Annotated in this window: 10 protein-coding genes; 6 read left to right on the forward strand and 4 right to left on the reverse strand. The window is 66.2% G+C overall.

What is annotated here, in order from left to right:
• Positions 1-309 precede the first annotated feature (309 nt).
• Together BKK80_RS28820 and rrtA are read left to right on the forward strand one after the other, a co-directional pair.
• Positions 310-2,778, forward strand: coding sequence for an ExeM/NucH family extracellular endonuclease (locus BKK80_RS28820; RefSeq protein ID WP_071072279.1), 2,469 nt, complete (start codon positions 310-312; stop codon positions 2,776-2,778).
• Positions 2,766-3,410: a rhombosortase gene (gene rrtA, locus BKK80_RS28825; protein WP_236903816.1), complete on the forward strand. Its 645-nt coding sequence runs from the start codon at positions 2,766-2,768 to the stop codon at positions 3,408-3,410. Before BKK80_RS28820 ends, rrtA begins: the two co-directional genes overlap by 13 nt.
• A 28-nt stretch (positions 3,411-3,438) precedes the next feature.
• Here the strand turns inward: rrtA and BKK80_RS28830 are convergent, their stop codons facing one another.
• Both BKK80_RS28830 and BKK80_RS28835 read right to left on the reverse strand, forming a co-directional pair.
• Positions 3,439-3,849: a hypothetical protein gene (locus BKK80_RS28830; protein WP_071040115.1), complete on the reverse strand. Its 411-nt coding sequence runs from the start codon at positions 3,847-3,849 to the stop codon at positions 3,439-3,441.
• A 102-nt stretch (positions 3,850-3,951) separates the two neighbouring features.
• Complete coding sequence (locus BKK80_RS28835; RefSeq protein ID WP_071072281.1) at positions 3,952-7,539, reverse strand: indolepyruvate ferredoxin oxidoreductase family protein; 3,588 nt, start codon at positions 7,537-7,539, stop codon at positions 3,952-3,954.
• A gap of 98 nt (positions 7,540-7,637) precedes the next feature.
• Here BKK80_RS28835 and BKK80_RS28840 point away from each other — a divergent pair, with 98 nt between their 5' ends.
• The gene (locus BKK80_RS28840; protein WP_071019442.1) at positions 7,638-8,600 is read left to right on the forward strand and encodes a LysR family transcriptional regulator; all 963 of its coding nucleotides are present in this window, start codon (positions 7,638-7,640) and stop codon (positions 8,598-8,600) included.
• A 109-nt stretch (positions 8,601-8,709) separates the two neighbouring features.
• On the opposite strand, the gene BKK80_RS28845 is transcribed toward BKK80_RS28840, so the two are convergent.
• A complete protein-coding gene (locus BKK80_RS28845) occupies positions 8,710-9,165 on the reverse strand; it encodes a DUF2127 domain-containing protein (RefSeq protein WP_071019439.1) in 456 nt (151 codons plus the stop codon).
• 604 nt (positions 9,166-9,769) lie between these two features.
• Here BKK80_RS28845 and BKK80_RS28850 point away from each other — a divergent pair.
• The 3 genes from BKK80_RS28850 (at position 9,770) to BKK80_RS28860 (ending at position 13,506) form a co-directional block, all read left to right on the forward strand.
• Positions 9,770-11,443 carry a putative bifunctional diguanylate cyclase/phosphodiesterase gene (locus BKK80_RS28850; RefSeq protein WP_071073400.1) on the forward strand — a complete coding sequence of 558 codons (1,674 nt, stop codon included), beginning with the start codon at positions 9,770-9,772 and terminating at the stop codon, positions 11,441-11,443.
• Between the two features lie 30 nt (positions 11,444-11,473).
• Positions 11,474-12,943 carry an HDOD domain-containing protein gene (locus tag BKK80_RS28855; RefSeq protein ID WP_084085553.1) on the forward strand — a complete coding sequence of 490 codons (1,470 nt, stop codon included), beginning with the start codon at positions 11,474-11,476 and terminating at the stop codon, positions 12,941-12,943.
• A gap of 260 nt (positions 12,944-13,203) precedes the next feature.
• Positions 13,204-13,506: a tautomerase family protein gene (locus BKK80_RS28860; RefSeq protein WP_236903818.1), complete on the forward strand. Its 303-nt coding sequence runs from the start codon at positions 13,204-13,206 to the stop codon at positions 13,504-13,506.
• A gap of 138 nt (positions 13,507-13,644) precedes the next feature.
• Here BKK80_RS28860 and BKK80_RS35920 read toward each other — a convergent pair whose 3' ends face one another.
• On the reverse strand, positions 13,645-14,022 hold the full coding sequence (locus BKK80_RS35920; protein ID WP_197523988.1) for a cytochrome c: 378 nt from the start codon (positions 14,020-14,022) through the stop codon (positions 13,645-13,647).
• Between the last annotated feature and the right edge of the window lie 347 nt (positions 14,023-14,369).

Genomic DNA, 14,369 nt, shown 5'->3' on the forward strand with positions numbered 1-14,369 from the left:
TTGTGCATCGGGAGCGGCGCCACGGGAACCGCACGGCCGCCCGCCGGACATGGCGCCGCGGCCGCGCACCTGTTGCTTGCCACCTGTCGCTTGTCATGTGCCTCGGCTAGAAAGGCGCCGGGCAGGCGGCGGCTCCCGGAGGGAAGCGAACGAGGCGGACGCAGCGGATGAAGCGGATGAGGGCGCAGGCCAGGCCAATGTATGCCAACCAGTCATCGTCCCGTCATCGGCATTGCCTAGCATCCTGCGCTTTGCTGTTCATGCCAATCGTGCACCAAAGCACGAATCTCTCCAGGAAAGAGCCACCCCATGCGCCTCCACTACACCTTACCCACCCTGCTCCTGCTGGCCTTGCCAGCCCACGCCGAGCTTTTCATCAGCGAGTACGTGGAGGGCACCTCCAACAACAAGGCCATCGAGATCTACAACCCCGATGCCACCGAGGCCGACCTGTCCCTCTACAAGATCGAGCAGTACAACAACGGCGCCAGCACGCCCACCAGCTCCTTTGCGCTGACCGGCAAGCTCGCGCCCGGCGCGGTCCACGTGATGGCCCACAGCACGCTGGCCGCCGTGCTCGGCGCGCGCGCCAACCAGACCGTCGGTTTCACCTTCAACGGCGACGACGCCATCACCCTGACCCGCTCGGGCACCGTGGTCGACCACCTCGGCCAGGTCGGCTACCAACCCCCGGCCGGCTTCTGGGGCACGGCCGAGGCCGGCACCAAAGACCATACGCTGCGCCGCAAGTCCACCGTCAAGCAGGGCGATACCGCCACCACCGCGGCGTTCGACCCGGCGTTGCAGTGGGATTCCTACGCGGTGGACGACTTCTCCGATCTCGGCCAGTACAACGGCCAGGGCGGTACCACCCCGCCGGTGCAGGCGGTGTGCGGCGCGACGGCAACCGCCATCGCCGATATCCAGGGCAGCGTGGCCCCCTCGCCGATGGCGGGCAAGAGCGTCGAGGTGGAGGCCGTGGTGACGGCCGACTACAGCGGCGCCAACGGTTTCAACGGCTTCTTCGTGCAGCAGGCCGACGCCCAGCGCCGCAAGCTGCCCGGCGTGTCCGAGGGCCTGTTCATCTATGCGCCCGGCGTGACCGCGCGCGCCGGTGACCTGGTCCACCTGGTCGGCAAGGTCGAGGAGAAGTACGGCCAGACCCAGCTCACGCTCGCCACCGGCGGCTTCGCCAGCTGCTCCAGCGGCCACAGCGTCACGCCGGTCGACGTCACCCTGCCGCTGGCCGGCACTCAGGCGCTGTCCGCCTACGAAGGCATGCTGGTGCGCCTGCCGCAGACGCTGACCGTCAGCGAGACCTATGAACTCGGCCGCTACGGCAGTGTGCTGCTCAGCAACGGCCGCCTGCCGCTGCCCACCAACGTGGCCCCGGCCCAGGGCGGCGCCGCCGCGCAGGCCGCCGCCAACGCGCTCAACCGGCTGGTGCTGGACGACGGCTCCAACCAGCAGAACCCGGGCAGCGTGCCCTACCCGGCGCCCGGCCTGTCGGCCGCCAACCCGGTGCGCGCCGGCTACACGGTCAGCGGCGTGCAGGGCGTGCTGGAGATGCGCTACAGCGCCTGGCGCCTGCAGCCCGTTCCCGGCGCCACCGCGCCCGCCTTCAACGCGGCCGGCAACCCGCGTACCGGCGCGCCGGCGCGCCACGCGCAGGCCGACGTGCGCGTGGCCTCCTTCAACGTGCTGAACTACTTCAACGGCGACGGCAAGGGCGCGGGCTTCGACGATCCGAACAACCGCGGCGCCAAGACGCAGGCCGAATTCGAGCGCCAGGAGGCCAAGATCGTGGCCGCCATCCGCGCCATCGATGCGGACGTGGTCGGCCTGATGGAGATCGAGAACGACGGCTACGGCGAACTGAGCGCGATCAAGCGCCTGACCAGCCAGCTCGGCGCCGACTGGCGCTTCGTCGATCCGGGCGTGGCCAAGCTGGGCGGCGACGCCATCACGGTGGCGCTGATCTACAACAGCCGCAACGTGGAACCGGTCGGTGTGCCCGCCACCCTCGCCATCGACGATAAGAACCGCCAGCCGCTGGCGCGCACCTTCCGCCGCATCGGTGGCAGCCACAACGTCACGGTGGTGGTCAACCACCTGAAGTCGAAGGGCTGTACCGGCGCCACCGGCAAGGACGCCGACCAGGGCGACGGCCAGAGCTGCTGGAACCCGACGCGCCTGCGCGCCGCCGGCCTGATCGCCGACTGGCTGGCCACCTCGCCGACCGGCGTGGCCGACGCGGGCAAGCTGCTGATCGGCGACCTCAACAGCTACGCCAAGGAGGACCCGGTGCTGCTGTTCGCCGACAAGGGCTACGCCGACCTGGTCGCCAGGTTCGTCGGCAAGGATGCCTACAGCTATGTGTACGGCGGCGAATCGGGCTACATCGACCATGCGCTGGCCACCGCCGGCCTGGCCGAGCGCGTGCGCGCCGTGCACGAATGGCATATCAACGCCGACGAGCCGATCGCGCTGGAATACTCCTTCGCCTACAAGAGCACCGAGCAGCAGCAGACCTACTATGCGCCGGACGCCTATCGCTCCTCGGACCACGACCCGGTGATCGTCGACCTGTCGCTGAAGACCACGGCAGCCGGCAGCGCCGGCACCGAGGGCAATGGCAGCACCAGCGGTAATGCCGGCAGTGCTGGCAGTGCTGGCAATAGCGGCGACTCGGGCGCCGGCTCGCTCGACCCGCTGATGTGGCTGACCCTGGCCGCCGGCGTGGCCGCGCTGGCACGCCGCCGCTCGTGGCGCGCCTGAGCGCCACGCACGACCGCGCCGGCCGCGCGGGTGTCCCTGCAACGGGATGCCCGCGCCGGACCGGCTGGCTGGCGCGCAGTCCGGTGCATCCCGGCTTCCTGGCGATCGCCGTGCTGCTGCTGGCACTGCAGGCCGGCGGTCCGGCGGTCGCCGCCGCGCTGCGCTACGAACGCGCCGCCATCGCCGGCGGCGAACTGTGGCGGCTGCTCTCCGGCCACTTCGTCCATCTCGGCTGGGCCCACTGCCTGCTCAATGCCGGCGGCCTGCTCGCGCTGGCCGCCATCCTGCCGGCGCCGCTGCGCGCCGGGCGCTGCTGCCTGCTGCTGGGCGGCGCCATCGGCATCGCGCTGTTCGCCGCCTTGCCGGACCTGCAACGCTACGCGGGCTTCTCCGGCATCAACTACGGCCTGGCCACGCTGGCCCTGCTGCCGCGCTGCCGCGGCGAGGCGGTCGCCGTCCTGCTGCTGGCAGCGCTGGTAGCCCGGGCCGCCTGGCAATGGCTGGCCGACGGCGGCGCGGCCGATGCCGCGTGGCTGGGCGCGCCGCCGCTGGCAGCGGCCCATTTCGCCGGACTGGCCGGCGGCGCCGTGCTGGCGCTGGCCGGACCGCTCCGGCGCGCGGCGCTACGCTGACCGCCCCTGCAGCACCGCCCTGCCCCCGTCAAGCCAGCGCGCCGGCGACCGAGCCGGCGGCATGGGACGGCGGGGCGGACACGCCGCGCGTATCCATGCCGGCCAGCTGCCGCGCACCATCCGTGTAGACGTCATAGCGCCGGCCGCGGGCGCCGTCGCTGTACACATCGGGGTGGCGGGCGGGATCGGACGACACGCCGCTGCGGTCAAGGCCGGCCACCTGCCGCGCGCCCTCGGCATAGACATCGAAGCGGCCACGGCGAGCGCCATCGGTAAAGACATCGCGCCTTGTCATCGAGGCTTCCGGGGCCATCGCGGCCGGCATGCCGGCGCCGGTGGCAGCATCGCGCATGGCGGCATGGGCCGCCCCGCCCAGCGGCAGGACGGCGCCGGTCACGAGGGCGGTGGCGAACAGGGTCTTGGCGAACAGGGCTTGCATGGCAGTCTCCGGCAACGGGGGAATGAGCCCATTCGTCGCGCCGGCCAGCGCCCCCTTACAGGCTGCCGCGAAAAAATCTCGGGCAAGCCCCGGGCCGCCGGCTCAAGCGACCGCCTCGCCACGCGCCGCCGCCGGCCGGGCCTGGTAGTCCGCCTGCAGCGCCGTGCGGCGCTGTGCGGCCTGCTCCATGCTGAGCGCCTTCACGTGGCCGTAGCCGCGGATCTGGTCCGGCAGTTCCGCCAGTTGCACGGCAATATCGAGGTTCGCCGCCGACAGGGTGGCGGCAAAGCCATCGCACAGGGCGATATAGTCCTCGACCAGCCGCCGCTCCGCGCGCCGCTCCTCGGTCCTGCCGAAGGGATCGAACCAGGTGCCGCGCAGCCCTTTCAGGCGCGCCAGCAGGCGGAACGCCGTCAGCATGCCGGGACCGAAGCGCCGCTTGAGCAGGCGCCCCTGCGCATCCTTGCGCGCCAGCAGCGGCGGCGCCAGGTGGAAGGCGAGCTGGTAATCCTTGCCCGGTTCGCCCTCGAACTGCGCGCGCAGCTTGTCGAGGAAGGCCGGGTCGGTATACAGGCGGGCGACTTCGTACTCGTCCTTGTAGGCCATCAGCTTGGCCAGGTTGTGCGCCACCGCGCGGGTCAGCGCCAGCCTGCCGCCGCCCGGCAGCGCGGCCTCGGCGGCGCGCACGCGCTCGACCACGGCGCGGTAGCGGGCCGCGTAGGCCGCATCCTGGTAGGCCGTCAGCAGCGCCTCGCGCCGGCGCAGCAGGCCGTCCAGCGTTTCCGGCAGCGGCAGCACCTTGGCCGGCGCCGCCGCCGGCAGGCGCGCGCGCACCGCCGCCTCGCCCAGGTGGGCCAGCGCCCGGCCCCAGGTGAAGGCGGCCAGGTTCTTCTCCACCGCCACCGCGTTCAGCTCGATGGCGCGCACCAGGCTGGCCTGCGCCAGCGGGATCCAGCCCTTCTGCCAGGCGAAGCCCAGCAGCAGCGGATTGGAGTAGATCGCGTCGCCCAGCAGGGTGACCGCCCAGGCATTGGCGTCGAGGAAGGCGCAGGCCTCGCCCACGGCGGCGCGCACCTCCTGCTCGGCGGAAGCGCCGGGAAAGGTCCAGTTGCGGTTGCCGATGAACTCGGCGGTCGGCGTGTTGGCGCTGTTGACGGCGGCGGCGGTGACGCCCTGCCGCATCTTCGACAGCACTTCCGGCGATGCCGACACGATGGCGTCGCAGCCGATCAGCAGGCGCGCTTCGCCGGTGGCGATGCGGGTCGCGTGCAGCCCGGCTGGCGCCGGCGCGATCTGCACGTGGCTGAGCACGGCGCCGCCCTTCTGCGCCAGGCCGGCCATGTCGAGCACGGTCACGCCCTTGCGTTCCAGGTGGGCCGCCATGCCCAGCAGGCCGCCGATGGTGACCACGCCGGTGCCGCCGACCCCGGTGACGAGCACGCCGTAGGGCCGCTCCAGCGCCGGCAGCACGGGCTCGGGCAGCTCGGCCGCGTCCACGCCCGCGCCGTCCTTGCCGGCGGCCGCGCGCGGCTTGCGCACCTGCGCGCCCTCGGCGGTGACGAAGCTGGGGCAGAAACCGTTGACGCAGGAGAAGTCCTTGTTGCACGAGGACTGGTTGATGCGGCGCTTGGTGCCCAGGTCCGTCTCCAGCGGCTCCACCGACAGGCAGTTGGACTTGACCGAGCAATCGCCGCAGCCTTCGCACACCGCGTCGTTGATGAAGGCGCGCCGGGCCGGGTCGGCCATGGTGCCGCGCTTGCGGCGGCGGCGCTTCTCGGTGGCGCAGGTCTGGTCGTAGATCAGCACCGTGACGCCCTCGGTGTCGCGCAGGCGCAGCTGGATGGCGTCGAGCTGGTCGCGGTGGTGCACCGTGACGCCGGCCGGCAGCATGCCGCCGTCGCCGTACTTGAGCGGCTCGTCGGTCACCACCACGATCTCGCGCGCGCCCTCGGCCGCCACCTGGTGGGCGATCTGCGGCACCGTCAGCACGCCGTCGACCGGCTGGCCGCCGGTCATCGCCACGGCGTCGTTGAACAGGATCTTGTAGGTGATGCGCGCCTTGGCGGCGATGGCCGCGCGGATCGCCAGCAGGCCCGAGTGGAAGTAGGTGCCGTCGCCCAGGTTGACGAAGACATGCTTCTCGCTGGTGAAGTGCATCTGGCCGGTCCAGGCCACGCCCTCGCCGCCCATCTGGCTGAAGGTATCGGTATTGCGGTCCATCCACATCGCCATGTAGTGGCAGCCGATGCCGGCCAGCGCGCGCGAGCCCTCGGGCACGCGCGTCGAGGTGTTGTGCGGACAGCCCGAGCAGAACCAGGGCTTGCGCTCCACCGTCAGGCGCGGCCGCGCCGCCTCGCGCTCCTTGGCCTCGATCAGGGCCACGCGCGCGGCGATGCGCTCGCGCACGTCGGCCGGCAGCTCGGCCTTCTCCAGGCGGCGCGCGATGGCCTTGGCGATCAGCGCCGGCGACAGTTCGTAGTGCGCCGGCAGCAGCCAGTTGCCGCGCGGCAGCGACCACTCCCCGCCCTGGTTGCCGCGCTCGTCGAACTTGCCGTAGACCTTGGGGCGCACGTCCTCGCGCCAGTTGTACAGCTCTTCCTTGAGCGCGTACTCCAGGATCTGCCGCTTCTCCTCCACCACCAGGATCTCTTCCAGCCCGGTGGCGAACTCGCGCGCGTCCTGCGCATCGAGCGGCCACACGCAACCGACCTTGAACACGCGGATGCCGATGCGGCGGCAAGTGTCGTCGTCCAGGCCCAGGTCCACCAGCGCCTGGCGCACGTCCAGATAGGCCTTGCCGGCGGTCATGATGCCGAAGCGCGCCTGCGGCGAATCCAGCACCACACGGTTGAGCTTGTTGGCGCGGATATAGGCCAGCGCCGCATACCACTTGTGGTCCAGCAGGCGCGCTTCCTGCGCCAGCGGCGGATCCGGCCAGCGGATATTGAGCCCGCCCGCGGGGACGGCGAAGTCCTCCGGCAGCACCACCTGCACGCGCTCGGGATCGATCTCCACCGAGGCGGTCGACTCCACCACGTCGGTCACGCACTTCATCGCCACCCACAGCCCCGAGTAGCGGCTCATGGCCCAGCCGTGCAGCCCGTAGTCGAGGTATTCCTGCACATTGGCCGGATACAGCACGGGGATGCCCGCCGCCAGCAGCACGTGCTCGGACTGGTGCGCTACCGAGGAAGACTTGGCGGCATGGTCGTCGCCGGCCAGCACCAGCACGCCGCCGTGCGGCGACGAGCCGGCCGAGTTGCCGTGCTTGAAGACGTCCATCGAACGGTCCACGCCCGGGCCCTTGCCGTACCACATCGAGAACACGCCATCGCGCGTGGCGCCGGGGAACAGGTTGACCTGCTGGGTGCCCCACACGGCGGTGGCGGCCAGGTCCTCGTTGATGCCCGGCTGGAACACCACGTCGCTGGCGGCCAGGTGCGGCTTGGCCTTCCACAGCGCCTGGTCCAGGCCGCCCAGCGGCGAGCCGCGGTAGCCGGAGATATAGCCGGCGGTATTGAGGCCGGCGGCGGCGTCGCGCGCCTTCTGCAGCAGCGGCAGCCGCACCAGGGCCTGGGTTCCGCTCAGGTAGACGCGGCCCTTCTGCAGGGTGTACTTGTCGTCGAGGCTGGCGGCCGCCAGGGTGTCGGCGAGCGCTTGCTGCTCGTCGGGCGAGAGGGGACGGTTCATGTGCATTGTCTCCGGCTGCACGGGTTGTCCGGCGAGTGTAGGATTGCCCCTCGCTATCGTAAAATCACGAAATCTCAGCCCTGGTATCCGAAAAACACATGGCAAGCCGGCAATCCCCTCCCCCCGCCAAGGACGCCAAGACGCGCGAGACCCCGCTCTCCAAGGAGGTCACGCTGCGCCAGTTCCGCTACTTCCAGGCGGCGGCGGAAACCGGGCAGTTCTCCATGGCGGCCACGCGCGAGCACGTCTCGCAGTCGGCCATCACCAATGCGGTGCTGGCGCTGGAGCAGCAGCTCGGCGTGCGCCTGTTCGACCGCCTGCCGCACGGCGTGGCGCTGACCGCGGAGGGCAACCACCTGTACCAGCGCGTCACCCATATCCTCGACTCGGTCGAGGACGCCCTGCGCGAACCGCGCTACCAGGTGCGCGAGCTGGCCGGCACGGTGCGCTTCGCCGCCTCCTACACCGTGCTGGGTTACTTCCTGCCCAGCCTGCTGGCGCGCTTTCGCGCGCACTATCCCGACGTGGTGTTCGACCTGTGCGACATGGACCGCCCGCAGATCGAGGCCGCGGTGCTGTCCGGCGACATCGAGCTGGGCGTGGTGCTGCTGTCGAACGTGACGCGGCCCGAGCGCTTCGCCCACCGCACCCTGCTCCGCTCGCGCCGCCAGCTATGGGCGCCGCCCGGCCATCCGCTGCTGCAGGGCGGCGCGCCCACGCTGAAGCAGATCGCGGCCTGGCCCTATATCCTGCTGACGGTGGACGAAGGCGAGGAATCGACGCTGCGCTACTGGCGCAGCAAGCGGCAGACGCCCGCGGTCGCCTTCCGCACGGCGTCGATGGAAGCCATGCGCGGCCTGGTCGCGCATGGCTTCGGCATCACGGTGCTGTCCGACATGGTGTTCCGGCCCTGGTCGCTGGAGGGCAAGGAGATCGAAGCGCGCCCCATCGCCGACGTGATCCCCGACATGGAAGTCGGCCTGCTGTGGCGGCAGGACGCCACGCTGGCCAGGCCGGCCGAGGCGCTGCGCGACTTCCTGATCTACGCCTGCGGGCGGTGATTGGCGGTGATTGGCGGTGATTGGTGTGGATTGGCGGTGATGGGCGGTGATGGGGGTGCCGAGGCGGTGCGGCAGGCCGCACATGGCAGCCGCCGCGCCCGGCCCGCATTCAGTTCTGGCGCCGCAGGCCCTGGGCCAGGTACAGCACCACGGCGGCGTTGGCCAGCGCCAGGCCGATGTGCAGCAAGGTCGGATGCACCACCGCCTGGTACAGCTCCAGCGGGATATAGATGCCGCCCGACCACACGCCCAGCCAGCTCGCCCAGGCGCGCTCGCGCCACAGGCCGTAGGCCTCGGTGAAACGCATCGCGGCATAGGCCAGCGCGGAACCGCCGATGGCCCACAGGCGCGCGTCGCTGGGATGGTCGAACAACTCCAGGAAGACACGCGGATAGTGCATGCCGGGGTTGAGGTGCAGCTTGCGCACGACCTCTTCGGCCGCCGACTGCGCGCCATGGTGGAGCAGCGCGATCAGGCCCAGGCCCGCCAGGATCACCAGCGCGCCCTTGGCGGCCTCGAACAGGGCCACGCCCTTCAGGCCCAGATGCCGGCTCGGCTTTGCCATCGGATTCCCTTCTCTTCTCTGTTGACGGTTGACGGTCGACTGCAGTCAACGGTTGCGATGGCGCTATTGTGCAGCATCCGGCGGGGCGGGGCGCGGCAGAGCCTTGCGTGCGCACCCGCCCGCCGGCGCGCCACAATCCGACAGGCCATGGCATCACCGCAACGTCAAGCGACGCTGAGAAAAAGTCTGCGAGTTGTCAGCGCCTCAATTGCGGCAATGGCTGACTAGACATCTGTAACGCCGACGAGGCGACTGTCTGCGGCCCCCGCGCCCGATTCCTCGGTCCGTCCCCGCCGCAATGGCCCTGCGCATGGAACAGAATTGCCAGATACGGGGAAAAAGCGACCCAGGCAGCACACAACACCCAGTCGCCATACATCCGCCTAAAGCTATTGGGCAACTATCCGTATACCTATGAGTCGCTCTCCTCTTAGTGTCTTCGGCACAAAGAGCAGTCTCCTTTCGGCCTTTTCCTACGCTTTCCGACATGTTACCCGGAGCTTTATCGCAGGACAGCTACGATTTAGCTACAGAGTTGCCGTCCATCTTTGGTGCGGAAGAGAGTCGGCTCGTTGGCGAGGAACCCCGCAGGTTCGAAGGCGCATTGTCCACCTTTGCCGTCAGTGCGCTGCTAGAAGCCTCTGCCGGGCTGGCCGTTCAGGTGAACGAGCAAGGTCACATCGTTGCGGCGTCGCTGAAGTCCGCCGATGTCCTGGAATATTCCCGCGACAGCCTGTTGCAATGCCGCCTGGCCGACCTTGTCACGGGGCAAGACCAGGATCATTTTCTCCGGGCCTTTCATCTGGCTTGGGAACACGGTTCAGCCTCGACCCAGCCGTTGCAGTTCTCCAAGGGCCTGACCGGGTCAGCCTGGCTGGAACTGCGCCTCGTCGTACTCAATACCGAAGGTGCTGCTTCGCTGGTCGTCTATGGTCAGGATGTCACGGCCTGGAAGCAGAACACTGACGAACTGTCTCGGGAGATTTTGCGTGACCCCTTGACTGGTCTGGGTAACCGCCTCATGGTGCGCGAGGAATTGCAGTTGGCGATTGAGCGCACCCAATCCCAGAACACCCACATTGCTGTGGCCATCCTGGACCTGGATGGGTTCAAGAAGATCAATGATTCGCTCGGTCACGATATCGGGGATGAACTGCTGCGACAGATCAGCAAGCGGTTGAAAGCTGCCGTACGTGAACACGATATCGTCTCGAGAGTCGGTGGTGATGAGTTCGTCATCGTGCTGCCCAATCTTTCGACCGAGAAAGAAGCACGAAGCGTGGCAACGCGGATATTGACCACTATCCAGCAACCCATCCCTCTGGCAGGCCATCAACTGCAGATGTCCACCAGCATCGGGCTGGCCTTGTATCCCCAGCACGGAAGCAGCGAAGCCGACCTGATGAAGAATGCTGACGCTGCCATGTACCGGGCGAAGGAGCAAGGCAAGAACGCCTACTGTGTTTACAACTCTGAGATCGGTATTCAGAAGGAACACGCCTTGGCGATGGAGCTGAGCATGTTCCAGGCCATTCGGAACGGTGAGTTCGACTTGCACTATCAGCCCATCTGCAGGGCCATGACTCGGGAAGTGATCGCTGTCGAGTCTTTGATGCGCTGGACGCACGATGAGCAGGATGTTCCTCCGGCCGAGTTCATTCGGCTCGCCGAAGAAAACGGCCTGATTCATCTGTTAGGCGGATGGGCTCTGCGTACGGCGGCGATGCAATTATCGCAATGGGATAGTGTCGGTCTGCGCCTGGACTACTTGACAGTGAACGTTTCACCGGTTCAATTCTTGCACCCTGGCTTCCCGGCAACTGTGTACAAGGCAGTCCAGGACTCGGGTATCGAACCCCATCGGCTGGTGCTGGAAATCACTGAGGGGGCACTGATTCGTGACCCCAAGAAAACCGAAGCCGTGTTTGAGGAGCTGAAAGCCTTCGGTGTCAAGTTTGCGATTGACGATTTTGGTACGGGATACTCGAACCTGCGAAATCTGAAGCGGTTCCCTTTGACCAGCCTGAAGGTCGACCGAAGCTTCGTCAGCGAGGTTTGCGAGTCGTCGAATGATCAAGCCATCGTGTCACTTATCCTGCTGCTGGCAAAGGAACTCGGCCTGACGATCGTCGCCGAGGGCGTAGAAACCGAAGCGCAACTGAGCTTCCTGGTGGAGCGAGGTTGCACCTACATCCAAGGCTGGCTGGTGTCAAGAGCGCTCCCTCCTCACGTACTAGAAGAGCGCATTCATAGTGGAAAACTTAAGCTGGGCTCCTGATTCCAGCATTTCTTATATCGGGGGAAACGGATGACAAGTAAGAACCCAATTTTCAAGACATTGTGGTCGCGCATCAATGAGCGAGGTGACTTTCCCACTCTCCAGCGCAACATCAGCAGTATTGTTTCTGCGATGCACAATGAAGAGGCCAATACCTCTCAATTGGTATCCGTGGTGCTATCGGACTTCACCCTGACCCAGCAGGTGATTCGACTCGCCAACTCAGCCATGTATGCAGCTTTTGGCGGCAATGTGACGACTGTGACGCGCGCATTGTCCGTGCTGGGCGTAGACGCCATTGGACACCTGGCGCTGGGGTTGCAGCTCTTGGAGAACTTCAGCGGACTTGCGGAAACACGCGAAGCGGCTGGAAGCGAACTGCACCGCGTCTTGGTGGCCAGCGAATTTGCACGCAAAATCACGATCAGCAAGGGCCCGAAGGAGGCGGAAGAAGCCGTTGTGTGCACTTTGCTGCGGAATCTTGCGCGACTTCTTGTGGTCTTCTACTTCCCCGAGGAGTGGGTCGAGATTCAAAAGTTGTCGGCGACAGAGGGCATGGCCATCTCTGCCGCATGTGAGCAGGTTCTAGGAGTCAGCCTTGAAGAACTCGGCGAAGAAGTGACGCGACGCTGGAGCTTACCCCCGGCGATCGCTCAAAGTATCCAGCCCAAGCCGCTTGATGTGTCTACGCCTTTAGGCACGCATGTCGCCTGGCTTAATGCTGTGGCCACCCTCTCCAGCGACGTTGCCGAACAATTGCTGGAGCGGCGAGAAGCGGATTCGATTGGCGAAATGCTCACAGAACATGCAGCTTGGCTGGGGGTCGAGGATTCGCTCATGACGGATTCCGCGCTCGACAGTGCTTCGTATCTGACTCAACTGGAACAGGAAGGCATATCGACTCCGACTGCAGGTGGCCCGGTCCCATCCCAAGGAAAACCCGCGGATTCCGAGGCACGGCTGGAACGCAGTCTCGATGAAGTGGCCACAGTGGCATTGACAACACCCGCAGGTGCCTTGACCCCTCTCGTTCTTGAGTCATGGATGCACGCCATGGGCTTCGAGCGGTGCTTCGGCATGTTCCTGAATTACGCGACCAAGCGCTACGAAGCAAAGCTTGGTTTTGGCGCAGATATCCCGGCCAAGCTCTCCAGACTCTCGTTCGAACAAGGCTTTTTCCCGGATGTTTTTCATTTGGCGTTGACACAAATCGCCGCCATTTTTGTAGAAGACGCTGCCAGCAGTCCTATTATCAGTCGACTGCCCGAGTGGTATGTCCGGGAATTCGCGAAAACACGATCATTCATTCTGCTGCCCCTGCAGCTTCGCAATCGAGCAATCGGGCTTTTTTATGGTGATTGGGGACAGACGCCCTGTCCGGCAGTGTCGCGCCAGGAGCTCTCCAAGATGTACAAGCTGGGTGAAATACTGATGCAGAGCTTTGAGCGGGCAGTGCCGGCTGCGCCGCCCCCCGCCTATGCACAAGGTATCGGGGCCTGACGCCCGCACTCTCCCACTTTCCCACTCTCCTACCCGCGCCAACTCACCAACTGCCGAATCGTGTCCGGGTCGGTGACGGACCGACAGCGCGTCAGGACGGTCATGCGGCATCACCCCGGTTTCGGCATTCTGCACCGGATGCCGATATCGGCATAAGGTACACCGTCACGGCGCGGCGTCCCGTATGCCTTTTTCCAACCGCCATCTCACCAGATCATCCGCGCCTGGTCTATCGCGACCTGCCCTCCTTCTATGCCGGCGTGGTGTTCGAGGCCGTGCCGAAGTCCGCGTTCTATATCGGGGGCAAGCCAGCCAATGACTTCGTGCGCATTGCCGTCGATCACATCGCACGCCAGATCAACGACGACGAGACGAAACAGAGATTCCTCGCCGCCGTTGCAAAGCAACTGGCACCGTACATCGCGGAAAGAGGCTTGCGCTGGGAAATGCACGTCGACGAGACACCCTTCAGCCTGTGGACCATCCAGGGCATTCGCCCGCCGGTACCCGGCACGCCGCAGGGTGAAACATGGCGGACGGAGAACAGGCCGTCCGCCTATTGAGCCAGGACGGGGCGGACGGTGCTGGTGGCGGCCGCTGGGCGGGCATGGAATCAGGCTCCTTGATGCGCTCCTCGCAGTCGGCGCTGCCGCCAACCCTGAAATGGCTCGTGGAATCGCGCCCTGCCTCTCATCCCGGAATCATCGGTTTTTTGAGATCACACCACTCATGTATTGATTTAAATCGCGCAGGTCCTTGACGCTCCAAGCGTGGGGCGGCAGCTTTACACCATTCTCCTTCAAAGTCCTGGGGATCAAGTCTCCATTTGGACGGAGGATTACCGATGATACGATCACGCCAGGATAATCGACCAGCCGTTTCCTGAAAGCGGATGTTGTCAGATCAGGCGTAGGGGGATTGCTCTTATTTGCCAATGGCCCTGTCCCTTTGAGATCCGCGCCGTGACACACAGCACATCTCTGCATATAGAGACTTTTCCCATTGACATTTTCCGCGAAGGATAGCGATGCCTGAATCAGCGATGAAATTCCTAGCGAAGCGATGACTAATATTTTCATTCTTATGCAGCCGTTTTACAAATCAGGTCGAATCGATGGCAAACCCTCTAGGTGCCACTGCCACGCACCCCGCACACAGGATGCTGCAATGGCCCGACGGTAAGGCAAAGAGCATAGCCGCGCACGGACTCACGGCGCGAGCGTGATCTTCCCAGTGAGATCCGCCATGCGCGGTGACAGCCCCCTTCGATCAGAACGCAGGCATTGCGTCCTGATACGCCATGGTTCCCTGCATCAGGCGCCACCGGTAGATTGCGTGCGGATTCCCTTGCAGGTACTGCCATCACGCACGCGAGCGTGCGCGAAGCTCCGTGATGCCGTGCCTGATCTCGGGTTGCCCGCCTGCT

The organism is Cupriavidus malaysiensis (genome assembly GCF_001854325.1).
GTDB lineage: Bacteria > Pseudomonadota > Gammaproteobacteria > Burkholderiales > Burkholderiaceae > Cupriavidus > Cupriavidus malaysiensis.